22 protein-coding genes are annotated in these 24,302 nt (G+C 68.6%); 8 read left to right on the forward strand and 14 right to left on the reverse strand.

All coding sequences use genetic code 11. The annotated features are described in order from the left end of the window. Positions 1 to 44: 44 nt before the first annotated feature. The 3 genes from AC0662_RS21795 to AC0662_RS21805 are packed head-to-tail and all read right to left on the reverse strand — an operon-like array spanning position 45 to position 2,666. The gene (locus AC0662_RS21795; protein ID WP_452199180.1) at positions 45 to 854 is read right to left on the reverse strand and encodes an ABC transporter permease; all 810 of its coding nucleotides are present in this window, start codon (positions 852 to 854) and stop codon (positions 45 to 47) included. Continuing rightward, positions 847 to 1,653, reverse strand: a complete 807-nt coding sequence (locus AC0662_RS21800) for an ABC transporter permease (protein ID WP_452199182.1) — start codon at positions 1,651 to 1,653, stop codon at positions 847 to 849. Before AC0662_RS21800 ends, AC0662_RS21795 begins: the two co-directional genes overlap by 8 nt. Beyond that, the gene (locus AC0662_RS21805) at positions 1,650 to 2,666 is read right to left on the reverse strand and encodes an ABC transporter ATP-binding protein (protein WP_478302762.1); all 1,017 of its coding nucleotides are present in this window, start codon (positions 2,664 to 2,666) and stop codon (positions 1,650 to 1,652) included. The genes AC0662_RS21800 and AC0662_RS21805 overlap by 4 nt, the downstream gene beginning before the upstream one ends. Before the next feature lie 197 nt (positions 2,667 to 2,863). On the opposite strand from AC0662_RS21805, the gene AC0662_RS21810 reads away from it, so the two are divergent. Continuing rightward, a complete protein-coding gene (locus tag AC0662_RS21810; protein WP_387768092.1) occupies positions 2,864 to 3,415 on the forward strand; it encodes a MarR family winged helix-turn-helix transcriptional regulator in 552 nt (183 codons plus the stop codon). Between the two features lie 120 nt (positions 3,416 to 3,535). Next, positions 3,536 to 5,083, forward strand: coding sequence for a molybdopterin-dependent oxidoreductase (locus AC0662_RS21815; RefSeq protein WP_452199186.1), 1,548 nt, complete (start codon positions 3,536 to 3,538; stop codon positions 5,081 to 5,083). A gap of 6 nt (positions 5,084 to 5,089) precedes the next feature. Here AC0662_RS21815 and AC0662_RS21820 read toward each other — a convergent pair whose 3' ends face one another. Further along, the gene (locus tag AC0662_RS21820) at positions 5,090 to 5,701 is read right to left on the reverse strand and encodes a TetR/AcrR family transcriptional regulator (protein WP_452199188.1); all 612 of its coding nucleotides are present in this window, start codon (positions 5,699 to 5,701) and stop codon (positions 5,090 to 5,092) included. 56 nt (positions 5,702 to 5,757) lie between these two features. On the opposite strand from AC0662_RS21820, the gene AC0662_RS21825 reads away from it, so the two are divergent. From AC0662_RS21825 to AC0662_RS21835, 3 genes are all read left to right on the forward strand, one after another. Next, positions 5,758 to 6,477, forward strand: coding sequence for an ATP-binding cassette domain-containing protein (locus AC0662_RS21825; RefSeq protein ID WP_478302764.1), 720 nt, complete (start codon positions 5,758 to 5,760; stop codon positions 6,475 to 6,477). After that, positions 6,474 to 8,537 carry a YhgE/Pip domain-containing protein gene (locus AC0662_RS21830; RefSeq protein ID WP_478302766.1) on the forward strand — a complete coding sequence of 688 codons (2,064 nt, stop codon included), beginning with the start codon at positions 6,474 to 6,476 and terminating at the stop codon, positions 8,535 to 8,537. Before AC0662_RS21825 ends, AC0662_RS21830 begins: the two co-directional genes overlap by 4 nt. An 87-nt stretch (positions 8,538 to 8,624) precedes the next feature. Continuing rightward, complete coding sequence (locus AC0662_RS21835; protein WP_478302768.1) at positions 8,625 to 10,019, forward strand: ricin-type beta-trefoil lectin domain protein; 1,395 nt, start codon at positions 8,625 to 8,627, stop codon at positions 10,017 to 10,019. A gap of 59 nt (positions 10,020 to 10,078) precedes the next feature. Here the strand turns inward: AC0662_RS21835 and AC0662_RS21840 are convergent, their stop codons facing one another. The 9 genes from AC0662_RS21840 to AC0662_RS21880 form a co-directional block, all read right to left on the reverse strand. After that, positions 10,079 to 11,323: a hypothetical protein gene (locus AC0662_RS21840; RefSeq protein ID WP_478302770.1), complete on the reverse strand. Its 1,245-nt coding sequence runs from the start codon at positions 11,321 to 11,323 to the stop codon at positions 10,079 to 10,081. Beyond that, on the reverse strand, positions 11,320 to 12,210 hold the full coding sequence (locus AC0662_RS21845) for a carbohydrate ABC transporter permease (RefSeq protein ID WP_478302772.1): 891 nt from the start codon (positions 12,208 to 12,210) through the stop codon (positions 11,320 to 11,322). The genes AC0662_RS21840 and AC0662_RS21845 overlap by 4 nt, the downstream gene beginning before the upstream one ends. 10 nt (positions 12,211 to 12,220) lie before the next feature. Further along, positions 12,221 to 13,111, reverse strand: a complete 891-nt coding sequence (locus AC0662_RS21850; protein ID WP_478302774.1) for a carbohydrate ABC transporter permease — start codon at positions 13,109 to 13,111, stop codon at positions 12,221 to 12,223. Continuing rightward, the gene (gene ngcE / locus AC0662_RS21855) at positions 13,111 to 14,523 is read right to left on the reverse strand and encodes an N-acetylglucosamine/diacetylchitobiose ABC transporter substrate-binding protein (RefSeq protein ID WP_478302776.1); all 1,413 of its coding nucleotides are present in this window, start codon (positions 14,521 to 14,523) and stop codon (positions 13,111 to 13,113) included. Before ngcE ends, AC0662_RS21850 begins: the two co-directional genes overlap by 1 nt. Positions 14,524 to 14,600: 77 nt before the next feature. After that, positions 14,601 to 15,269 (reverse strand): N-acetylmannosamine-6-phosphate 2-epimerase, encoded by a 669-nt coding sequence (locus AC0662_RS21860; RefSeq protein ID WP_478302778.1) that lies wholly within the window; start codon positions 15,267 to 15,269, stop codon positions 14,601 to 14,603. Continuing rightward, positions 15,266 to 16,153, reverse strand: coding sequence for an N-acetylglucosamine kinase (locus AC0662_RS21865; protein ID WP_478302780.1), 888 nt, complete (start codon positions 16,151 to 16,153; stop codon positions 15,266 to 15,268). Before AC0662_RS21865 ends, AC0662_RS21860 begins: the two co-directional genes overlap by 4 nt. Then, positions 16,150 to 18,816 (reverse strand): hypothetical protein, encoded by a 2,667-nt coding sequence (locus tag AC0662_RS21870; protein ID WP_478302782.1) that lies wholly within the window; start codon positions 18,814 to 18,816, stop codon positions 16,150 to 16,152. Before AC0662_RS21870 ends, AC0662_RS21865 begins: the two co-directional genes overlap by 4 nt. Before the next feature lie 65 nt (positions 18,817 to 18,881). Beyond that, entirely contained in the window at positions 18,882 to 19,496 is a 615-nt protein-coding gene (locus AC0662_RS21875; RefSeq protein ID WP_478302784.1) for an acetamidase/formamidase family protein, read from the reverse strand. 44 nt (positions 19,497 to 19,540) lie between these two features. After that, positions 19,541 to 20,176 (reverse strand): hypothetical protein, encoded by a 636-nt coding sequence (locus AC0662_RS21880; protein ID WP_478302786.1) that lies wholly within the window; start codon positions 20,174 to 20,176, stop codon positions 19,541 to 19,543. 103 nt (positions 20,177 to 20,279) lie between these two features. Here AC0662_RS21880 and AC0662_RS21885 point away from each other — a divergent pair, with 103 nt between their 5' ends. Beyond that, complete coding sequence (locus tag AC0662_RS21885) at positions 20,280 to 21,092, forward strand: polysaccharide deacetylase family protein (RefSeq protein ID WP_478302788.1); 813 nt, start codon at positions 20,280 to 20,282, stop codon at positions 21,090 to 21,092. After that, on the forward strand, positions 21,089 to 22,285 hold the full coding sequence (locus tag AC0662_RS21890) for a YVTN family beta-propeller repeat protein (protein ID WP_478302790.1): 1,197 nt from the start codon (positions 21,089 to 21,091) through the stop codon (positions 22,283 to 22,285). The genes AC0662_RS21885 and AC0662_RS21890 overlap by 4 nt, the downstream gene beginning before the upstream one ends. Before the next feature lie 5 nt (positions 22,286 to 22,290). On the opposite strand, the gene AC0662_RS21895 is transcribed toward AC0662_RS21890, so the two are convergent. Next, complete coding sequence (locus AC0662_RS21895) at positions 22,291 to 23,034, reverse strand: GntR family transcriptional regulator (RefSeq protein ID WP_452199216.1); 744 nt, start codon at positions 23,032 to 23,034, stop codon at positions 22,291 to 22,293. Between the two features lie 123 nt (positions 23,035 to 23,157). Between AC0662_RS21895 and AC0662_RS21900 the strand changes: the two genes are divergently transcribed. Then, complete coding sequence (locus AC0662_RS21900; RefSeq protein WP_478302792.1) at positions 23,158 to 24,261, forward strand: FAD-dependent monooxygenase; 1,104 nt, start codon at positions 23,158 to 23,160, stop codon at positions 24,259 to 24,261. Positions 24,262 to 24,302 lie beyond the last annotated feature (41 nt).

Raw genomic sequence — 24,302 nt, forward strand, 5'->3', positions numbered from 1 at the left:
ATCGCGATCCGGCCGCGGAAGTTATCCACAGGCCCCTTGTAGGGTCAGCTTCCCGGGCTGGTGTACGTCGGGAGCATGCGCATGAAGAAGGCGTAGCCGAGCGCGAGGACGACCGGACCGGCCAGCGGTGAGGCGACGACCAGCCCCAGCGGGAGCGGTACGTCGGAGGTCTTGCCGAGGAGCACCGTCGCGGGGAGGAAGGCGATGAACGCCATCGGGAACACGGTGCAGAAGCCGTAGAACACGCCCCGGCCGAACATCGTCAGCGGGTAACCGGAGAACTGGGTGATCGAGGTGTCGGCGAAGATCCGCAACGAGAAGGTCGAGGTGGCGACGAAGGACAGGCCGCAGAAGAAGGTCTGGATGCCGGTCTCGACCAGCCCGCCGCCGATCACCGCGAGCAGCAGGTAGACGATCTTGAGCGCGCTCCAGTCGACCGGGGCGTGCAGGCTGAAGATCACCAGCGCTCCGACGCCGAGGAGCGCGTCGCCGAGTGCCATCAGCGGGAACTCCCGCGTGATCAGCTGCAGGAACGGGTTCACCGGTCGCAGCAGGACACGATCGAACTCGCCGTCGCGGACGAGCAGATCCGTCATCCGTAGCGACCCGAACGGCACGACGTACAGGGCGTGGGATGCCAGCCGCATCGCGAACACGAACGCGATCTCCGGGAAACCCCAGCCGGCGATCAGTCCGAACTTCCCCAGGAGTACGCCGAGGAACAGCAGCTGCGTGCCCTGATACGCGACCCCGCCCATCAGCGTGGTCCAGAAGTTCACGCGGTACTGCAACTGTGCGCGCAACGCGGCGCGCTGCAGGACGACGTACTGCCGGACCCAGGTCTGCTCAGCCACCCTGGACCACCACCTTGTGCCGGGCCCGCCGCCAGACCAGCTCGAGCAGCAGTGTCAGCACCACCAGCCACACCAGCTGCACCGCGACCAGCCCGACGGCCTCGCCGCCAGTCGTCTGGCCGAGATAGATCGACACCGGCGTGTAGACCTGCGCCTGGAACGGCAGCCACTCGACCGTCGCCCGGAGCCACTCCGGCATGAACCACAGCGGAATCAGCGACCCCGACAGGAACGCACTGCCGAACCGGTACACGATCAGCGGACCGCTCACCTCGAAGGTCCAGAACGTCACCATCGACACGATCAGGTTGCACAGCATCGCGATCAGCGCGCCGCCGACCGTCGCCACCGCCGCGAGCACCGCTGCGGCCCACCCCGACGGCGCGACCAGGGCCCCGAGGACACCGGCCGCCGCGAGCCCGATCAGCCCGAGCGGCAACCGAGCCAGCAGTACGCCGAGGTTCTGCCCGAAGACCTGCCACATCAGACCGAGCGGCCGGGTCAGGTCCGTCGCGATCTGCCCGGTGCGGATCCGCATCGGCAGCGTCGAGAACTGCCACGGCAGCAGGACCGACTGCAGACACGCCGCGATCGCCGCGTACGCGACCGCCGTACGGGCGTCCACGCCGTTCACCGGCGCGCGGCCGGAGTACACCGTCCGCCAGACGGCGATCGCGAGCACGACCTGGATGACGAGCGTGATCGCGCCGGTGACCAGGTCGCCGCGATAGGCGAGCACGGACCGCGTCCCGGCGCGCGTCATCCCACGGAACGCGCGCACCTGTTCGGCCGCGGTCACGTCAGCAGTCCGTCGTACAGCTGGGCGATCACATCCGTCAGCCGCGGGTCGACGATCGACAGCTCGTCGACCTGGTACACCTGCGACGCACGCGCGATCAGCGCCGGAGTCGCGATCTCCTGGGGGTCATACCGCAGTACGACGGTGCGCTCCGGATACGGCAGCACCGCACCGACCGCGCTGGTCTCCACCTCGGTCGCGAACGGGAGGTCCACGACCTGGCGCACGCTCCGCTCGGCGAGGGTCAGCACGAGGAAGCGGTACGGCATGAACCGCGCCTTCAGCTTCGCGAGGTCCCCGTCGTACAGGACCGTGCCGGAGTCGATGACGATGATCCGCTGGCAGAGCCGTTCGACGTCGTCCATGTCGTGCGTGGTCAGAACGACCGTCGTCCCGGAGGTCCGGTTGGTCTCGGCGATGAACTCGGTCAGCCGCGCCTTCGCGACCACGTCCAGGCCGACGGTCGGCTCGTCGAGGAACAGGATCGACGGCTCGTGCAGCATCGCCGCGACCAGATCACCCCGCATCCGCTGCCCGAGCGACAGCGAGCGGACCGGCGTGTCCAGGAAGTCCGACAGGTCGAGCAGTTCGGTGAACAGGCCGACGCGCTTGCGGTACGTCGTCCGGTCGAGGTTGTAGAGATCCCCGAGGACCTCGAACGAGTCGCGGAGCGGGAGGTCGTACCAGAGCTGGGTGCGCTGACCGAACACGACGCCGATGTTGCGGGCGTTCCGAGCGCGGTCCCGGGACGGCTCCAGACCGGCCACCCGGCAGACCCCGGAGGTCGGGGTCAGGATCCCGGTGAGCATCTTGATCGTGGTCGACTTGCCGGCGCCGTTCGGGCCGAGGTACCCGACCAGTTCGCCCGGCTCGACCTCGAAGTTCACCCCGTTCACCGCCTGGGTGACGTCCCGCTTGGTGCTGAACAGGGCCCGCAGCCGCGGCAACCGCCCCGGCTGCACGGCCGGCCGGCTGAACTCCTTGACCAGGTCGGCCGCCTCGATCACTGCCATCCGGACCCTCCCCAGCGAGCGCGAACCGACATCGTTCCACCATTCCCCGCGCGCCGCAGGTGAAAAACCCACCGTGCTAGACCAATAATGCTGAAGCGGGTCCGTTACGCTCAGGGTTCTTGCAGTTCTGGGTCGATCTGTAGCCGAAAGGTCACCCCGTGTAGCGAAGTGAACTGGTCAACTAATAGAGTCCGCCCATGACCATCGCGCCTTCGCTTTGCTCGCCCCTAGCGCTCGCCGATGCAGAACCCACTCGCGCCGCGGAACCCTGGGAAAGCGACGTGCTGACGGCCTATGGCCTGCTGCGAGAAGCAGCAGCAGAGCTGGATCACCTGATGCGCCATTCCCTGAAGCGCAGTGGACTGCAAATGGCAATGTTCGAACTGTTGTTGCGGCTGGCCCGCAGCCACGGGGAGAAGCAGCGTCTCACTTCCCTTGCCCGGGAGTTGACCGTCACCACCGGCGGCATCACCCGGCTGGTCGACCGCGCCGAGAACCTCGGCCTGGTACGCCGGGAGCCTTGCCCCGACGACGCCCGCGGTTCGTTCGCCGTCCTGACCGAGGAGGGGAAGCGCCGGCTGCGAGAAGCCCTGCCGGACCACCTGCTCGAGATCGACAGCCTCTGGATGTCCCAGTTGGCGGACGACCGTGACGTTGTCCTCGGCAAGCTCCGCCGGGTCCGGGACAACGCCCGACGCTGGCCGAACGGCCGCCCGGGCCTCGGGCCGATCACGCCCGACCGGATCTGACCACCGGATCTGACCCAACAGATCCAGCCAAGGGTTCACAACCGCACAACTGCATTACCCGCGACTAACGGACGGGGCGCTCGACTGGTGTCGGGCGCCCCGTCGCGCAATTGTTGAGAAGTGAAGCAACAGGCTGACCCCAAGGCTCCCGGCGGAACCCGCGGGCGCGGAACCCGGTGGCGCGGAGCCGTCGGCGGCGTCCTCGCGGCACTCGCCGGCTTGGCGGTCGGCAGCGTGGTTGCCGGCCTCCTCGGTACGCCGCAGACCCCGGTGGTCGCGATCGGGTCCGCCTTCATCGACCGGGTGCCGCCGTGGCTGAAGGATCTCGCGATCTCCTGGTTCGGCACCCACGACAAGACGGCACTCCGGGCCGGCATCCTGATCGTCGTCGTCGCCCTCGCTGCGGTCGGCGGCATTCTCGCCGTACGGCGTTATTGGGCCGGCGCCCTGATCACCGTGGCGTTGACCGGTGTCGCGGTCGCCGCGGCCGTCACCCGCGCGGACGCCGGACAGACCGGTGCGCTTCCGTCGCTGTTCGCCGGGGTCACCGCGCTGGTCGTACTGCGGCTGTTCAGCCGACGGCTCGAACCGCTGCTCAAGGCCCCCGACGACGCGGTCAGCCGGCGCGGGTTCCTGCAACTCTCCGCCGGCGTCGCGCTCGGCTCGGCGGCGATCGGTGCCCTCGGCAAGGTCGTCGGCGGGAACCGGGCCGCGGTGGCCGACGCCCGCAAGCAGCTCAAACTTCCGCAGCCGCCGACCCTCGCCCCGCCGCCCGGGGTCCAGGCCGACGGCGCCGTACCGTGGGCGACCGCGAACGAGGACTTCTACCGGATCGACACGGCGCTCTCGGTGCCGCAGATCGTGCCCGCGGACTGGAAGCTGCGGATCCACGGGATGGTCGATCGCGAGATCAACCTGACCTTCGACGACCTGCTGAAACGCCAGGTCGTGCACAAGTGGGTGACGCTCACCTGCGTGAGCAACGAGGTCGGCGGTGACCTGATCGGGAACGCGCTCTGGTCCGGTGTCGTGCTGAAGGACCTTCTGCAAGAGGCTGGTCCGGCCGCGGACGCGGACGCGATCAAGTCGACGTCGAAGGACGGCTTCACCGCCGGTACGCCGCTGCCGACGCTGCTCGACGATCGGCAGGCCATGCTCGCGTTCGCGATGAACGGGCAGCCGTTGCCGGTCGAGCACGGGTTCCCGGTGCGGGTCGTCGTACCCGGGCTGTACGGCTATGTGTCGGCGACGAAGTGGCTGGTGGACATCGAGGTGTCCCGGTTCGACCGCTTCGAGGGGTACTGGACGCCGCGCGGGTGGTCGGCGCTCGGACCGATCAAGTTGTCGTCGCGGATCGACACACCCTTGGGGAAGAAGGTCGGTCCGGGAGCGGTGACGGTGGCCGGTGTGGCCTGGGACCAGCATGTTGGGGTGTCGAAGGTCGAGGTCCGCGTCGATGGGGGCCCTTGGCAACAAGCAACGCTCGCGACGGACCCGTCGATCGACACCTGGCGGCAGTGGCACTGGACCTGGAACGCGTCCCGCGGCCAGCACGTCCTGCAGGTACGGGCGTTCGACGCGCAAGGCAATCCACAGGTCGAGTCCTCGGCGCCACCCGCCCCGAACGGCGCGACCGGCCTGCACACGGTCAGCGTGAAGGTCGGCTGACCGCCGTCAGCGTGACGGTCGGCTGACGGCCTCCAGCACGAGCGGTAGGAAGGTGTGCTCGAGCGAGCCGGCCGGGACCTGCTCCGGCTCGAGCAGGCTCTGCGACCGGGCGCCTTCGTGGACGGCGATCACCAGCCGGACGAACTGCTCGGCCGGCACGGTAAGCGTCAGTCCGCCGGTCTCGGCGATCTGCTCGACTAGCCGCGTCAGGCTCTCGCGGAACATCGCGCGCTGATTGTTCAGCGCCTCCGCGGCGACCGGGTCCCGCAGCGCGTGCAGCGTGAACTCAGCCGAGATCAGATGCCATTGGCGGCGGTCCGGAGCGGTCTCGTCGAGCAGTCCGAGTACGGCGTCCAGCAGCGTTCCCGGCTGGTTCGCGAGGTCGGGGAGTAGCGCCTCGATCTGCTCGAGCAGGCGGTCGGTCGTGGCCTGGAACAGCGCCAGGACCAGCTCGTCCTTGGAGGCGAAGTTCGAGTAGAACGCGCCGCGGGTGAACCCGGCGCGCTCGCAGATGTCCTCGACCGACGCGCCGTGGAACCCGCGCTCGGCGAACACGGTGAGCGCACCCTCGAGAAGACGGGCCCGAGTGTTGGAGCGGCGGCGCTTGGGCGGTTGCATAGGAGTAGGATACAGTTCTGTATTGAATACACAACCGTATTGAACGGGGTTGCAGGATGGAGCTCGAGGCCAGCGGGATCAGCGTGCGGGGCCCGCACGCGCCGATGCTGCACGCCACGTCCGTGTCGGTCGCCGACCATCAGGTTGTGCTGCTGACCGGCTACCCAGGCGCTGGGCACGTCGCGGCGGCGCTGGGGCTGTCCGGCCGACTCAAGCCCGACACCGGGACGGTCCGGCTCGACGGCACGGCGGATCCGGCTCAGCTGCGGCGGCGGATCGCCGTGGTCGACGCGCCCGGCATCACCGAGCCGGACGACGCGCTCCCCGTTCAGACGGTGGTCGGCGAGGAGCTGGCGATCGCCGGACGCAAGGCGGGCCGCAAGGCCGTGCTGGAGTGGCTGAACGACCATGACGCCGCTGAGCATGCCGACAAGCGGTTCGAGCACCTACCGGTCGCCGTACGGACCAGACTGCTGACCGAGCTGACCGTGGCGCGTCCCGACGTACAGGTGGTGATTCTGACCATGCCGGACCGCCACGGCGGTGATCCGCGCGATTGGTGCGAGCTGGGGCGCGGGCTGGCGGCCGACGGGTACGGCGTGATCATCACCTGCGCTGACGCATCGGCGCGGCTGCTCGACATCAAGGCCGCCCGGATGGGCGAGACCGAACAACCCGACCCGATCCAGGTCGCTCCGGTGGCTCCCGTGGAGCCGGTGACCCCGATCGACGAAGAACAAGAACAAGCAGAAGAGTTAGAGGAGACAGAGGCGTGACCGCGCTGCGGATGGCCCTGAGTGAGTTGCGACGCCTGACGGCCGGGCGGCTGCCCAAACTGGCCGTGGTCGCTCTACTGCTGGTCCCGGTGTTGTACGGCGGCCTGTACCTCTACGCGAACCATGACCCGTACGGCCGGCTGAACAAGATCCCGACCGCGGTCGTCGTCGAGGACGCGGGGACGACGCTCGCGACCGGCGAGAAGCTGAACGTCGGACCGCAGGTCGCCTCCGAACTGGTGAAGTCGAAGAGCTTCGACTGGCACCAGGTGGACCGTGCGGACGCGACCGCCGGGGTGTCGGACGGGAAGTACGAGTTCGCGCTCGTACTGCCGAAGTCGTTCTCGTCGGACCTGGCGTCGAGTGCGGACTTCACGCCGCGGCAGGCGCAGCTGGAGCTGCTGACGAACGACGCGAACAACTACATCGCGCACACGATCGCGAACCAGGTCGTGGCGCAGGTGACCAAGACTGTCGCGTCGCAGGTCAGTGAGACGGCTGCCTCGCAGCTGCTTGCCGGGTACAACACGATCCACAAGCAGGTCAGCTCCGCGGCCACTGGTGCTGCTCAGCTGCAGACCGGGCTGACGTCAGCGGCGACCGGTGTCACGAAGCTGCAGACGGGCGCCACCCAGCTGAACTCCGCACAGAAGCAGCTGTCGACCGGTGCGTCACAACTGGCCACTGGCGCAACGCAGGCTTCACAGGGCGCTTCCTCGCTCGCCACAGGTGCCGCGAAGCTCGACAGCGGCCTGGGGACGCTGAAGGACAAGACCGCGACGTTGCCCAAGCAGACGAAGCAGCTGGCCACCGGCGCCGGTCAGGTTGCCGATGGCAACGAGAAGATCGCCGGGGTCGGGAAGCAGGTCGCCACCGCGTCGAGCGGGCTGGTGAAGGACCTGACCACGTTCGACTCCCAGCTGGCGGCGCGGTTGAAGGCGCAGGGGTTCAGCCAGCACCAGATCCGGCAGGTCCTGCTCGAGACGTCCAAGCTGCGCGCTCCCGTCGTCCGCGCGAACACCAAGATCCAGTCCACCTCCAAGCAGCTCAACCAGCTCGCCGTCGGAGCACGGAAGGTGTCGAACGGCGCCTCCGCGCTGGCCAAGGCGACACCCGCACTGACGAACGGCATCAGCACGGCGGCCACTGGGGCACACCAACTCAACACAGGTGCCGTGAAGCTGAAGACCGGTCTTGGCACGCTGCAGACCGGTGCGACAAAGCTCGCGGCCGGTGAGAAGCAAGCGGTGACCGGTCAGGGGCAGTTGCTGACCGGAGTGAACAGCCTCGCCACCGGAGTGGGTCAGCTCAAGACCGGTGCGACTCAGCTGAACACCGGTCTGGCAGCCGGCGTGAAGCAGATCCCCAACCCGTCCGCTGACCAGCGCAAGGCGGTCGCTGAGACGTTGGGTGCACCCGTGACCCTGCAGAACGTCTCCCAGGCCACCGCCGACAGCTACGGCGCCGGTCTGGCTCCGTTCTTCCTCTGCCTGGCGTGCTGGATCGGTGCGTACGTCCTGTTCCTGCTCGTTCGTCCGCTGTCGCCCCGTGCGCTCGCGGCACTGCAGTCGCCGTTCCGGGTCGCGCTCGGCGGTTGGCTCCCGCCGGCCCTGTTCGGCGCGATCCAGGCGACGCTGGTCTTCGTCGCCGTCGTTCTCGGCCTGGGCATCCACGCGGCGCACCCGTGGCTGACCGTCGGGTTCCTGATCCTGACGTCGTTCACCTTCGTCGCGATCCTGCACGCGCTGTCCGCCTGGTTCGGTGCCGTAGGCAAGTTCCTCGGCCTGGTCCTGATGGTGATCCAGCTCGTCAGCGCCGGCGGCACGTTCCCGTGGCAGACCATCCCCCAGCCCCTGTACTTCTTCCACCACGCGCTCCCGATGAGCTACGCGATCGACGGCGTACGGCACCTCATGTACGGCGGACCGGGCACGTCCCTCGGCCGGGACCTGCTTGCCCTGGCCGCCTGGTTCGCCGTCGCCCTCGCCGCGTCGACCTTGGCCGCCCGCAAACAACGCGTCTGGCCCGCCAAGAAGCTCCAGCCCGAACTGGCGCTCTAGGCACTCCTGTCAATGGCTCGGCGCCGTCCACATCCGGGCGGCGCCGAGCCATTGACGAGCGGTTATGTTTACGCAAACATCAGCCAGATGAAGCCCTCAGCCCGTCGGATCGCCGCCGCCGCACTGGCCGCCGCTGCCGTCGTCACCGCCCTCACCGCACCCGCCAGCTCAGCCGCCCCGCCGGGACAGACCAACGACTTCCGCGGCGTCAACTGGGCCGATCCGCGCGACAACTACGCCCACGACGCGGTCGTCCCGTCCGGACTCAGTACGGCGGACGACTACGCGACGACGTACCGCAAGGCCGATGGGATCGTCGGCGAGTTCCGCCAGGAGCTGCGCGCGAACACGGTCCGGTTGCCGATCAACCCGTCGAGCGTGGGCACCGACTGGTGGGGTTCCTATCGCGGGGCGATCGACGCCGCGGTCGGGCGCGGGTTCAAGGTCATCCTCAGCTACTGGGAGGCCGAGAACGCGAAAGACGGGCGCGTCGACGACCCGGCGGCGTACGCGGCGATGTGGGACACCGTCGTCGCGGCCTACGGGAAGAACCCGCACGTGTACTTCGAGCCGATGAACGAGCCGTTCGGGTACTCGTTGCCCGAGTGGGTCTCGCTGACGTCGTCGTGGATCGCCCGGCACAGCGACGTACCGCGGAGTCGGATCGTCATCTCCGGGACCGGGTACAACGACAACGTCACCGGGGTCGGGGCGGCGCCGGAGCTGGCCGGAACCTTGCTGTCGCTGCACTTCTACGGGTTCTGGGCGTCGGACACCACCGAGGCCGCGTGGCTGGCGAACCTGCGGCCGCGGATCGGTTCGTACGGCGCGCGGACGATCATCGACGAGGCCGGCTCGCCGATGACGATCGGGCTGAACTACGGCAACCACGAGGGGAACGTGTACACGGCGTACCTCGGTGCACTGACGCAGGTCGCCCGCGAGAACAAGATGGGCATCGTCTACTGGCCCGGGCTGCGCAACGGCGACTCGTACTCGATGACCACGCAGGTCGGCCCGGCGGATCTCCAGGTCAACAGCGCAAGCGGGCTCGCGCAAGTGCAGTGGGGCTGGGGCCTGCTCAAGACCGAGCCGACAAACACCCTGCCGCCCGCCCCGCCGGGCGAACCGCTGCGGAGCGCGGCCGGCGGCCGGTGTGTCGACGTACCTGGGTTCTCGACTGCTCCCGGCACCGCGCTCGACCTGTGGGACTGCAACAACGGCGGCAACCAGTCGTGGAACTACACGGCCGCCAAGGAGCTCACGGTCTACGCCAACAAGTGCATGACCGCCGGTAAGTCGGTCACCATCGAGAACTGCACCGGCGCACCCAACCAGTCCTGGACCCTCAACCCTGACCAGACCGTCACCCCCACCAACAACCCCACCCAATGCCTCACCGCCACCGCCCCCACCAACGGCGCCGCAGTAACCACCACCCCCTGCACCGCCACCGACAATCAAAGGTGGTCCCGCTCCTGATCGCGTGAGGCTGGGAAAGAAAGCGTCGCTGTACGACACTTTCTTTCCCAGCCTCCCCGTCAACTGTTGACGAAGGTTGTGGTTTCGGTGACTAGTTTGTTGGTGGTGGGTTGGTCGAAGAAGGTGATGAGGGCTTCGTAGGTGCCGGCCTCGGCGGCTGCGGGGTCTACCACGTAGCCGTAGTAACCGTCGGTGTAACCAATGACCCGGGTGATCGGGTGGGTGCTGTCGGACTGGAGGCAGGCGCCGTGGATGGCGAAGAGTTCCACGGGCAGGTTGATCCAGCAGACGTCACCCATCGTGACGGCACTGACCGACAGGTCGAGCGTCGGCGGCAAGCACGCGGCGGCCATCAGCGCCTGGCCTCGGGCCCCCTCCAACCGGGTCTGGGAGATGCGATCGGACGGATCGTCGACGCCGGCGTTGACCCGGCTCTCGCCCGCCGACACGAGCCTCTCGGACTCGTCGATCGGCGGGATGTCCCGCACCGGCAACGTGAGAGTGGTACGACGAATCGCTGGCGCCGACTGCGGTAGCTCCAGACCGGGCTCGGCGAGCGCCTCGCGGACACGCGCCGCGAGCAGACTGCCGAGACGGGTGACCTCGGCGGCGCCGCGCCCCTGGCGAGTGAACCGTGGGCTCACGTCACCGGCAGCCCCTTGGAGAAACCCGACCACCGCAGGCGCGAGCGCGGCGCGAGCGGCGCCGGGCCAGTCGGCGGAGTACCGCATGTTCTCCGGGCCGTACGTCGTCGGGTGACAGGCGAAGTCGAGGAGGACCGCCTCGAGGGAGCCGGACAACGAGCGCAGCGCGAGGATGCCCGCGGTGTTGTCGTGCGGCCCGTTCTTGCGGTGCCGGTTGGTGCCGACGCCGACGACCTCGATCGAGTGCCAGGTCGCCGTCACCGGCTGCCGCTCCAGGTGCACCGAGCGCACGGCACCGACCAGCGCGTCGACCAGCGAACGTTCGCGGTCGGCGGGGATGACGGGATGGATCTCGCCCGTCCATCCCGACGGGCCCGAGTGCGTGTGCGAGGCGGACACAACGACGTGCGACGACGGAATGCCGGCCGCTTCGGCGGCGGCCGCAGCCAGCTCCGCGGACAGCGCTGCGCCGGCCGCGATCGCGTCGAGCGTGAGCCACAGCACGCCGGGATCGTCCTTGCCGGACAGCCAGATCAGCGTCGCGTGCAAGGGGTCCGCGGTCCCGGTGGCGACGCCCGTGCGTGCGGCGTACCCGTCGAGCCGATGGCCGGGCGGTGGGGTGACGTCCAGGGATTTCGCAGCCAAGAGGAGGTCGGTCACTTGAGGGCTCCCGCGGTCATTCCGGCACTGATCTGACGATGGAAGCCGAGATAAACGGCCAACACCGGAATTATGGATATGGTCAGTCCCGCAATCAAGCCCGAGAAATCGCTGTGGTACCCCTGGGTGACCGCAATGTTGGCCAGACCCTGGGTTACCAGGTAGCGCTTCTCGTCGGTGTTGAGGACCAACGGCAGCAGGTACTCGTTCCACATCCCGAGGAACTGGAAGATGCCGATGCTCACCAGTCCGGGACGGGCCAGCGGCAGCATGATGCGAAAGAGCACACCCCAATGAGAACACCCGTCGACAAGCGCCGCCTCGGCGAGTTCCTTCGACTGGGTCCTGAAGAAAGCCGTCAGGAAGAACACCGAGAACGACATCCCGTGCGCGGCGTACACCAGGATCAGTCCTAGGTAGCTGTTCATCAGCCCGAGGTTCTGGACCACGAAGAACAGCGGCACCAGCGCCAGGAACCCGGGGAACACCATGCCCGCGACGAACACGTAGTACAGCGCCCGGCTGCCGGGGAACTCGAAACGGGCGAGCACGTAGGCGACCGCGGACGACAGCAGCAAGGTCAGGACGACGCCGCCGCAGACGACGATCACGCTGTTGAAGAAGTACGAGCCGATGTGTGACTCGTTCCACGCGCGAGAGAAGTTGTCCCACCGCCAATGTGACGGGAGGCTCCACGGGCTGGTGAAGATGTCCTGGTCGGACTTGAACGAGCTGAGCACCGCCCAGAGCAGCGGGAACACCACCATCGCGCCCCACACCAGCAGGAACCCCTGCGACACCCCACCGAGCACCCGCGGGCCGACCGCCGTCCGCGCCGGCTCTGCGGACCGTACGGCGGACGTGGACTGAGAGGTCAACGTAGCCATCGGATCTCCCTCAGTACTCGACCCGCTCGCGGCGGGTCAGCCGGAACGTCAGCAAGGTCAGGATCATGTTGATCGCGAACAGCGTGACGCCGATCGCGGAGGCGTACCCGAACTTCCCGTAGGTAAACGCGTTCGTGTACATGTACAGCGAGATCACCTGCGTCGCGTCGTCGGGTCCACCGGGGCCGACCGAGAGGATCTTCACCAGCGCGAACATGTCCAGCGCGCCGATCACCAGGAACGCCAGCGCGGTCTGCACCGTGTTCCAGATCAGCGGGAGCGTCACCCGCCAGAACGACTGCAGAGCGCCGGCGCCGTCGAGCAGCGCCGCCTCGTACAGCTCCCGTGGGATCGCTGCCATCGCCGCGGTGAACAGTACGACGTAGAACCCGACGCCGCCCCACACGACGACGGCCATGATCGAGCCGAGCGCCGTCTTGCCGTCGCCGAGCCACAACCGCGCCAGCCCGTCGAGGCCGATCGCGCGCAGGAACCCGTTCAGCAGCCCGTTGCGCGGCTCGAACACGAACTGCCACAGCACCCCGACGATCGCGATCGACAGTACGCCGGGGAAGAAGTACACGACCTTGTAGATCCGCGACCCCGGTACGCCGCCCTGGTAGTTCAGCGCGGCCGAGAAGAACAGCGACAACGTCACGATGATGACCGGCAGTGACACCAGCAGGAACAGGTTGTGCCGCAGCGCCACCCAGAACACCGAGTCGTGGAACAGCGTGGTGAAGTTCCCGAACCCGATGTAGTGATAGCTCGCGGACAGCCCTTCCCAGTTCGTGAACGCGATCGGGAACGCCTGCAGGTACGGCGAGACCACGAACACCGCGTAGACGGCGAGCGGAACCGCCAGCAGGCTGACGATGAACCGGTACTTGCCGTGGTGCATCAGACGTGGAACTTCTTGATCGACGGGTCCTTCGCCGTGGCGTCGGCGTACTTCTGCATCTGCTTGCTCCACCCGTCGGGAGTGAGCTCGCGGTTCATCAGCGCGGCCATCGCCTTGTCCGAGTTGTCGAGCAGCTTCTTGTACCAGAGCCGCCACGACCAGTCCGCGAACATGTTGGTCCCCGCGGCCTCGATCACGGCCTGCATCGACTTGTTCGCCGACGACAGCTCGACGCCGTCGGTGGCGCCCTTCACCACGGTCAGCGACTTCGTCACCTTGGTGAAGTTCTGCATGCATTTCTTCGACACGATGATCCGGAGCAGCTCCAGACCGCCCTGCGGATTCTTCGCCTTGGCCGGCACGATCAGCGCGCCGCCGGGCCCACCGGTGACGGTCTCGTACGGCGCCTTGTCGTCCTTCGACATCCCCGGCACCGGGACCATCGTCATCCCGAGGTCCTTCGGCGCGATGTCACCGAGTTCGTTCTCCAGCCAGCCGCCACACGGGATGAACACCGCCTTGCCCTGCGCCCAGTAGGTCTGCGACTGTGTGTGTGAGAGCGCTTGCGAGCCCTCCAGCAGGTAGCCCTTCGCGGCGAGCTCCTGGTACCCCTCGGCGGCCGCGATCAGCGCCGGGTCACGCCACGCGTCCGGCTCCAGGTTGTCGACCTTCTTCTTCAGGTCCGGACCGGCCGCCTTGTACGCCGTCATCAGCATCGGGTTGGTCAGGTACCCCGGGAACTTGCCCTGGTACGTCCACGGCGCGATGTCGGTCGTCTTCTTGATCTCGGCACAGAGCGCGAGCATCTCGTCCCAGTGCTTCGGGTACTCCCAGCCGTGCTTGTCCATCAGGGGCTTGCTGTACCAGATCCCGCCGACGCCGAAGACGTACGGCATCTCGTACTTCACGCCGTCGTACCGGCCGGCCTCGGCGACGCCGGGGAGCAGGGTGTCCTTCACCTTCACACCCGGCTGGTCGTAGGACTCCATGTCGAGCAGCGCGCCGATGTCCATCACCTGCTTCTGCGCCGCCAGTGTGGCGCCGTCCAGGCCGACGTTCTCGATCAGGTCCGGCGGGTTGCCCTGGATGAACCGCGGCTGCAGCTGTTGCTGGAGCTGCTGCCCGCTGGTCAGCTTCACGTCCGCGTTCGGGAACTCCTTGCGGTACAGATCCAGCGGCATGGTGGTCCATTCCTTGCCGTAGCCGCCGTCGAAGTTGAAGAACTCCAGCGGTTTGCTCCCGTCCACGGAGCTCCCGGACGCCGCGGTCGCCTTGTCAGCCACCGGCTTCGCGCAGGAGGCGAGCGTGGCGACGGCGGATCCGGCCAGGGCGGCGCGGAGCAGGGTACGGCGGTCGACCTCGATCATGATGACGAGTCCTCTCGGGCCGGTGATGGCTCTGGGCTGCGTCATGGATACGCCCGCCGGACACCCGCACGGAAGGGGATTCGACCCCGGTCGACAAGATCGACTAGACCACTGTTCCTGCTCTAGTGGACCGGGATCGCGCCGACCAGTCGCGCGGTGATGTCGGTCGGATTGGTGATCGCGTGCCCGACCACGACGGCGTACGCGCCCGCATCGCAGACGGCGCGGACGTCCTCGGGGGTCCGGATCCGGCCCTCGGCGATCACCGGGCAATCCAGCTTCGCCGCGAGCTGCCGGACCAGTTCGACATCAGGTCCGGTCGGTGGACGGCCATTGGTATACCCCGACAGGGTCGTGGCGACCACGTCCGCACCCGCCTCGCGAGCCGCCACACCGGCGTCCAGGGTGTCCACGTCAGCCATCACCGGTACGCCGAGTTCGTCGTGGATCCGGGCGATCTGCCGGGCCACCTGCTGTCCGTCGGGACGGGGCCGCAGCGTCGCGTCGAGCGCGACCAGGTCCGCTCCGGCCGCGACGATGCCGGCCGCCGCGTCGTACGTCGGGGTGATGAAGACGCCGCCCGGGTCACCGATCTTGTGGATCCCGATGATCGGCAGGTCGCTGACCGCCCGGATCGCCGCGATGTCCCGCGGCCCGTTGGCCCGGATCGCCCCGGCGCCACCTGCCTCGGCGGCTCGTGCCATCAGCGCCATCGCGGCCGGTCCGTGCAGCGGGCTCTCGGGGCCCGCCTGGCAGGACACCACCAAGGTGCCGGGGGCAACGGTTCTCATCGACGGTGGGTCACAATCAGGTCGGCGTACGTTCCGGCGGATCCGGTGGCGAGGCGTTCGGCGCCGTCGAGCGAGTTGCCGGCCGCCGCGGTCAGCTCGGCACGGGCAGGGAGTGCGTCACGGACCGGAGTGAGCAGTTGTTCGCCGGCGCCCGCGAACAGGCCGCCGACGCACGCGACCGGGACCGTTCCCTCACCGGCGAGCTGATCGACAGCGGCACCGATCGTCTCGGCGATGTCACCCGCCGCGCGGACCACGAGCTCATGCGCGACCGGATCGCCTTCGGCCGCACACCGCAGTACTTCGGGAGCGAAGCGGGCCACGTCGTCGACGAGCGTGGACGAGCGGTAGAGCGTGACCGGATCGAGCCCGGTGTCGGCGAGCTTGGTGGCTGGGCCGCGGCCGTCCCGAGCGCGCTGTACGGCGACCAGGCCGGCGCGGCCGATCGCGAACGCACTGCCGGCGTCGCCGAAGAGGTAGCCGTGGCCGTCGAGCTTGCGCCACGTCCCGTCGCGATCGACCGCGAGACACACGAGTCCGGTGCCGGCGGCAACGACCACGCCGTACCCGTCGGGGAGTGCGCCGGCGTGCGCCGTGACCATGTCCTGGGTCAGCCGGACCTCGTCGGCGTCCAGCAGCGCGGCGACGTCCGCGGCGAAGGCCTCCGCCGCGCCTGGAGCCTGTGGATACCCAGTGAGTCCGAGCGCGACGACCTCGACCGGCCCGCTGACCTCGACCTCCGCCGCCGCGACCCGGATCGAGTCGAGCATCCGGTCCAGTGCATCCGGTCCGTGCGTGTAGCCCGGCCCTTCGCCGGTCCGCCCGGACGGGAGAACCCGAAGACGAAGAGCGGACTGACCGCCGTCGATAGCAATGCGCATCATGCCGTGATCCAGTGTGAATAGTCATGCCAGGGAAGGTGCCACCGGTTCACCTTGCGGGTACGGCGGTCCTGGCCGGCGGTGTCGTTCGCGACCAGGCGGACGGTGCCGAGGTTCTCGTCGTACATCACCGCGGGTGACCCGGTGAAGTGCAGCGTACCCACAGGTTCCCACGGAGTGTGACCGCCGCGGACGTCGATCATCGAGCAATGGTGGATCCGGCGGTCCGCGCCCAGGACGTACACCTCGATCGCGTCGGCACCGGGGTTGAACGCGACCACCGGATCGTCGGCGAGCTCGAGGTCGCCGAGCCGGCGCCAGCGGCCCTGACCGACGCGGTCGTCGAGGTACGTGTGGTGCAGGTGGTTGTCGGCGCCGCGGACGTAGATCTCGTACGAGTTCGACGGTTCGTTGCGCGCCCAGACGGGTTCGCCGCCCGCTTCGAGCTCGCCGACGACCGCCGGTACGCCGGCCTGGTGGCGCACGACCCGGCCGTCCTCGCGACGGTGGAAGGTGGGTTCGGCGGACTCGCCGGCGGCGATCGAGTCGAATTCGGCGCGGACCTTCGCGACGACCGCACGCTGGTCGCGACCCGGCGTCGGGAAGAACGGAGTGCGTTTCAGGTACTGCATCGCGGCGATCAGCGTCGGCGCGACCGACCAGCCCGTCTCCACGCAGTACGGTCCCCACCCGATGTCGGCGTTCGAGCCGAAGTACTCCCAGGCGTCGAAGTCGAACGCGCGCTGCCAGGTGCCGTCGAGCTGCTCGTCGTCCGGATCGTCGATCTGGATCCGGCTCAGGTAGTCGAGGACGCCGTGCGCGAGCTCCTCGAAGACCGGCTCGCCGGTGATCTGGTGGACGATCGGCAGCGCCCAGGCGGCGAACGGCGTGCCGTACAGCTGGTCGGTGACCGGGTCGCCGTTGGCCTGGAAGATCGAGGCCTCGTCGACGCCGTACGCCTCGTTGCTCGGCGGGCACTTCCCGTCCCACTCGGCGAACCCGCCGTCCGGTCCCTGGCGGCTCTTGAGGAAATCGGCCAGCGACAGCATCGTCTCGAGGTACAACGGTTTGCGGGTGTAGAAGTACCCGCCGGCGAGCGGCAGCAGGAAGCGCCCGGCCTCGCAGGTGCGACTGGTCTCCAACCGCGCCCGCGGGTGGTGCGACGCCATGTGGTCGAGCCCGCGCTCCGCGATCTCCAGGTACGACGCTTCGCCGGTGATCCCGTACGCGTACAGATACGCGCACAGCGCGGAGCTCTGCCAGTGCGAGGTCAGGTCCAGTCCGTCCTCGATCGGGCTCCGGCCGAACTCGTCCCAGCCCTTCACCATCAGCGTCGACGGAGTCCGCCAGGGGTCGACCTGCAGACCGAGTTCGGTGTTCGCGGTGCGGATCAGCGACTCGACGCCGCGCAGGCCGGACTCGAGTTCACCGGAGATCAGGGCGAACAGGGCGATCCAGCCGCCGTCGTCGGCGAACAGGTTGTTGGTCGCGGTCAGATCGGTCCGGGCGCCGCGCGGTTCGAAAGCGCCGTACAACGGGTTGCGGTCGGTGAGTTGTTCCTCGTCGACGACGTGCCGCATCAGGTTGGTGGCGATCGTGCGACCGCGCGGAAAGCCGGCGAGGTCGGCGTACATCCGGAAGGCGTGCGCGGTCTGGGTGTAGCAGTCGCCGCGCGGGACCGGACGGAACGGGAGCTTCCCGTCGAACCCGATCTCGTTGGAGAAACCCTCCGCGACACCCCGCGACCCGTCCGATGCGTCGTTGAACATCCCGGCCCGGTCGAACCAGGCGATCCCCCGGTCGACCATCCGCCGGTACTGCGCTGCTCGCGATCCCACGGTCAGCGTGGTCGTCTGGTCGCCCACCACGAATGTGTGCTCGCCATCGGGCAGGACTGCCGGCTCCGACTCGAACCGGCCGGGCGCGACCTCGACCAGCTCGCCCGCGGCGACAGGTCCCTCGACGGCGTCCGGTTTGGTGGTCGAGCGGACCACGATCTTGACCGGCTCTCCCGAGGCGACCCAGACCCGCGGCTCGGTGAACAGCTCGAGCTCCGGCCGGGCTTCGGTGCCGGTGAGCCGGGCCAGGATCAGCTCGATCAGGCGGCGCCAGCGGCGTACCGGCTTGTAGTTGCCTTGGATGTGGTGACTCAGGGCAGTCGTCGCGTAGAGGAGGTGGCCGTCGCCGATCGGGATGTCGAGGAGCGCAGGGAAGGTGTGCTCGGGTGGTCCGAAGACGGCCTTGTGCGTGCCGGCGACCGAGCCGTAGGTGAGGAGCTCGATCGATCCCTCGGGTGCGACCACCTCCTGCGCCCGGGACAGGTGCTCATCGAGGATGCTGAGCGGTTCGATCCCACCGAGTGCCTCGCGCGTGAAGATCCGCTCGATGTGCGCGTCTCGCACCGCACCGGTCGGCAGGAATCCGTCGTCCACCGCGAACTCGACGTACGCCGATCCGCCGGCCCGCACGTACTCGGCCAGCCACGAACTGTCGATACGGGACGGCTCCGGATATCGCCCGGCGAGCACGATCACCGCGCGCGCGTCGGTGAGGTCCGCGGGCGGCTCGTCGTACCGCTGATGAGCGAGCCCGGCCTGGTCGAGGGCAGTGGTGAAGGCGGCCGCCGGTCCGGGTGGGCCGATCAGCACGACAGACGAAGCAGGCACCGGTTCACTGTTGCCGACGAATCGCGGCCGGTAAAGCACCCTGAGTAGACCACTCCTGGAAAGGACTACCTAGGCGTGTGGGGCAGCGCCGGCTTCGCGACGTGGAGAAGGTCGGCGATCGGCGCGAGGTGCCGGCGGGCGACGAGCATCTTGAACGTCGGCGAGTGCGAGACGACGCTCGACACCCGCAGCTCCCCGATCAGACTGACCAGCGCATTCGCCTCCTCGAAGCTGACCTGCTGCGAGAACGCGACGTGATGCACCGCGTCGGAGATCGCCTGTGTGTACGCGTCCTTCTCGGTGAAACGGCTGCACAGCTGAACCAGAGTCTCCTGTGTCTCGACCAGCGGGCGATGCGGTTCGGTACCGCGGTGGATCTCGACGCGGAGGCGGCAACGGGCCCCGATCTCGATACCTTGACCGCTGACCTCGCCGTCGCCCATCGCGGCGTGCGCGTCACCGATCACGAAACGGCCGAGGCCCAGGTCGTCGTACAGATAGAGCGTCGAGCCCGGGCGCAGCTCCGACGTGTCGAGGTTGCCGCCCAGCGGGCCGGTGAGGAACGGATACTCCGCGGCCGACCACGTCCGGACGAGAACGTCCTCACCGGGCGCGATGACCGCCGCGTCGGGGAGATCGAAGCAGGCGAGGTCGACGGGTGGCGCGTCGATGAGTCTCATCCTCGCGACGGTAGGCCATCGACCGAGCTGTTGTTCAGCTGTTTTCAGTGGCTCAGCGGGAGGAGCTGGTGGGCCGCTTCGGCGAGGGGGACGCCGGTCAGGTGGAGCGTCGGGGTGAGCCAGTCGTTGAGGATGGGGTCCTCGGTGGCGAGGTGGCCTGCGAGTTCGGTCTGGCTCAGTTCGAAGATGTGGGCGGCGTTGCCGGTGAGGTCGACGACGATCTGCATCAGCTGGGTGACCTGCGTTTCCCACACGACGTCCTCGAACTCGTGCTGGTCCGGCCGGATCAGCAGCAGGTCCACGTCGCTGTCCAGATCCCCGTCGTCGCGGGCGATCGCGCCGTACAGGCTGGCATGCACGGGCAGGACCCGCCAGCGGCTGATCTCGTCGGCGAGGCGGTCCACCAAGGTACGGCGGAGGTTCGCGAGCTGCTCGACGATGCCCGCCACGAGGTGCTTGCGATTGAGGCGATAGAGCAACGAATTGCCCAGATCGTCCACGTGGACCAGGCCCGTGGCCGCGAGCCGTTGCAGGACGAGCCGCACCCCGGCGACGCTCCCCGAGCCGGCGAGCTTGTGGATCTGCCGCCCCGAAAGCCCTTCCTCCGCATCGGCCAGCACCTGCAGCACCGGACCATCGAGCGACGGCACCACCGTGCTGATCGGGCTCTTGAGATCCATCGGCCCACCGTAGTGAGCATCAGGACGCGTCAGGTAATCACCGTGACCCATCAACGATCCCGACTCAGCATCCACTCAGCCCGCGCCACTTACCGTCAAAGCCATGGCTGTGGATCGGCGGACCGTGCTGAGGTCGGCCGTCCTGGCGATGGGTACGGCAGGAGCGGCCGGATGTTCGACCGAGAAGCCTGCCGCGACCGGTCGACCGGGCTCGACCCCGGATCCGACGCAGGAGCCGACCCCGCAGCCGACCGGGCCCTCGGTCACCGCCGGCTCGGGGACTCCTTCCCCAAAGACCTCGTCCCCGACGGTGACCGAGGCAGTCGAGATCGTGCACGGACCGCGGACCGTCCCGAAGGTCGCGCTCACCTTCCACGGCAACGGCGATCCGGCCCTCGGCACCCGACTGCTCGACCTGGTCGAGCAGGCCGGCGCCCGGATCAGCGTGCTCGCGGTCGGTACCTGGCTGGTCGCGCATCCGGAGATGGCGACCCGCATCCTGCACGGTGGGCACGATCTCGGTAACCACACGATGCACCACAAGCCGATGCGCAAGCTCAGCGCGGCTCAGGCCGATCAGGAGATCAGCGACTGCGCCGCCGTCCTGCGCCGCACGGCCAAGACTCCTGGCCGGTGGTTCCGCGCCTCGGGAACCCAGCAGACCACTAAAGTGATCCGGTCGGCGGCCGCAGCTGCGGGTTACGCTAGCTGCATTTCGTACGACGTCGACGGGCTCGACTGGCAGGATCCACCCACGGCCACGGTCATCAAGGCGGTCGCGGGCAGCGTCCGCCCGGGCTCGATCGTGAGCCTGCACCTCGGGCACCCGGTGACCATCGCGGCCCTGCCGCGGATCCTGGCCGCTCTGACCGCCAAGCGACTCGAACCGGTCACCTTGAGCGAACTCCTTCGATGAAGCCTTGGTGCTTACTGACCGCTGTCCTGCTGGTCGCGGTGAGCGCCTGCTCCGGCAGCGGACACGACCCGGCCTTGCCGCAGGCTGCCACCCCAACTCCCCGCCCGCCGACTCCCACGACCGCGCCACCGGCCGCGCGGACAACGCCGAAGCTGCTGCCCGGGATGCCGCTGCCGTTGTCGGCCACCGATGTCTGGGCCGCGGACCGGCCAGGACAGTTCGCCGCGTCGGTACGCCGGGTCCCGGTGCGGATCTACGTCCCGAACAGCGGCAGCGACACCGTGACCGAGATCGATCCGCGGACCTACAAGGTGATCCGGACCTTCCGCACCGGGCGCCAGCCACAGCACGTCGTACCGTCGTGGGACCTGCGGACCCTGTGGGTCAACAACGACCTCGGCAACAGCCTGACGCCGATCAACCCGGTGACCGGCCTGCCCGGCCGCCCGGTCGCCGTCCGCGACCCGTACAACCTCTACTTCACACCCGACGGTCGGCGAGCGATCGTGATGGCGTCCAACGAGAAGCAACTCGACTTCCTCGATCCGCACACGATGGCGCTGCGGAAGGCGGTGCCGGTGCCGTGCGCGGGCGTGAACCACGCGGACTTCGCGGCGGACGGGAAGACCTTCCTGGTGTCCTGCGAGTTCTCCGGGCAACTGCTGGTGATCGACACCGCGGCGGAGAAACTCCTGCGGGTACTGCGCTTGCCGACCAGGCGCCGGATGCCGGCGCCGATGCCGCAGGACGTGAAGCTCTCGCCGGACGGGCGGTTCTATTACGTCGCGGACATGATGAGCAACGGGGTCTGGGTGCTGTCCGCGAATCCGGTCGCGATCCGGGCGTTCATCCCGACCGGGATGGGGGCGCACGGGCTGTATGTCACGCGGGACTCCCGGCGGTTGATCATCACCAACCGCGGCGAGGGCTCGATCTCGCTGCTCGACTTCGCGACCCGCAAGGTGGTGAAGAAGTTCAAGATCCCCGGCGGCGGCAGTCCTGACATGGGTGGGGTCTCACCGGACGGCGCCGTGCTGTGGGTGTCCGGTCGCTACAACGCAGTGGTCTACGCGATCCGGCTGAGCGACGGCAAGCTGCTGGCGCGGATTCCGGTCGGCCAGGGACCGCACGGCCTGGCCGTCTTCCCGCAGCCCGGTCGGTACTCGCTCGGCCACACCGGCGTCTTCCGCTGAGCCGGCTACAGGCCCTTGGCGTTCGCGCGGGCGCTCGGGGTGGTGGTGCGGAGCTCGGTCGTGAAGGCGTAGCGGTCGCCGCGGTAGACAGCTGACGTGTACTCGAAGACGCGATCGCGGCTGTCGAAGCTGATGCCGTGCAACGCGAGGCACGGCTGCGTGACCGGAATGTCGAGCCAGCCCGCGGTCTTCGCGTCGGGCATCACCGGTTCGAGTCGCGACGTACCGCTGACCACGTCGATGCCGTAGCGGCTCGTCAGCAGGTCGTAGAGCGAGCCGTTCAGGTCCTCCGCCTGCAGGCCCGGGACGTACGACGCCGGCAGCGTGGTGCGCTCGACCAGCATCGGGTGGTCGTCAGCCAGCCGCAGCCTGGTGAACGCGATGATCGGGTCACCGACCGGGATCCGCAGCCGGCGCGCCGCGGCCCGCTCGGCCTTCTGGTGGCGGAACTCCAGCATCGTGCTGCCCGGCCGCATCCCGCGCCGCCGGATGTCCTCGGAGAACCCGATCATCCCGAGCCAGCGCGCCACTTTCGGGCGGGTCGTGTACGTGCCGCTGCCGTGCCGGCGGACCAGCAACTCCTCGATCACCAGCTCGTCGACGGCCCGCCGCAGCGTCATCCGCGCGACGTTCCAGCGCGCCGCCAGCTCGCGCTCCGGTGGCAGCGCCGCACCCTCCGGCAACGTGTCGATCAGACTCAGCAACCGCGCCCGGATCTCGGCGGCCTTCCCCGGCAGCGAACCATGCATTCGTCCTGGGTAACACCAGACTGGACCACTTCGGAAGCCTTTCCAGCACGGTGGAAGCGAAGAGGGCTAGACCATTCGCACCCCGGATCATTCGGCCGTCCGGCAAGAAGTACCCTCCGCCGCATGGCTAGTGGTCAACGGAGTGCGTTGGTGATCGGGGCCGGCATCGGTGGGCTGGCCGCGGCGATCGGGCTGCGCAAGGTCGGCTGGTCGGTGAGCGTCCTGGAACGCGCGCCGGTCATCGCCGAGGTCGGCGCCGGCCTGACGCTCTGGCCGAACGCGGTCAAGGCCCTCGCCGCGCTCGGCCTGGAGGTCACCGATCGCAGCGTGCCGACGATCTCCCGCGGCAACATCCGCACACCGCAAGGCCGCTGGGTGCGGCGGAACCATCCCGAGGACGTCGGCGTACTCGCGATCCACCGCGCGGACCTGCACGACGTACTGCGGAAGGCCCTGCCCGAGTCGGCGTTGCACACCGACGCCGAGGTCACCGCGGTGTCGACGGACGGGACCGTGAAGTGCTCGGGTGAGGAGCTGCACGCCGATCTGGTGGTCGCCGCGGACGGCGTGAACAGCGTGACCCGCCGGACGCTCTGGTCGGGTGAAGCGGTCTTCCAGCACCGGACCGTCTTTCGCGGCGTGACGCCGTCCGGCGCGGTGTGGCCGGTCCAGGAGTCGCTGACGATGGGGCGCGGCCTGCAGTTCGGCGTACTCCCGTTGCCGGAGGAGCGCGTCTACTGGTTCCTCACCGCGAACGAGCCACAGCCCAACACGCTGTACGCCGACAATCGCGCCGAGGTACTGCGTCAGCTCGGGCACTGGCACCACCCGATCCCGGAGCTAGTGACCGCGACACCCGAGGACCAGGTCCTGCACAACGACATGGTGGACATCGACCCGGTGCCGACGTTCGTGAAGGATCACGTCGTACTGCTCGGCGACGCGGCGCACGCGATGACGCCGGACCTCGGGCAAGGCGCCTGCCAGGCCCTCGAGGATGCCGTCGTACTGGCCGCGAACGCTGACAACCTGGAGCGCTACGACGAGGAACGGCGCGCCCGCGTGCACCCGATGACGGCCGCCGCCCGTGCCAGTGTCGCCCGCAACTCCGACACGAACGCGCTCCGCCACTTCGCCCTCCTCGCCGCTGCCCGCCTGGTCCCACCGGCTGCCTGGCGCAAGGCGACCGCGCAGTGGGCCGACTGGACCCCTCCGAAGCTGCCCTGAGGAAAAACAAGCACCGTTGATTCTTTTTCCGGAGCGTGGGA

The sequence above is a fragment of the Kribbella sp. NPDC043289 genome (assembly GCF_056436705.1).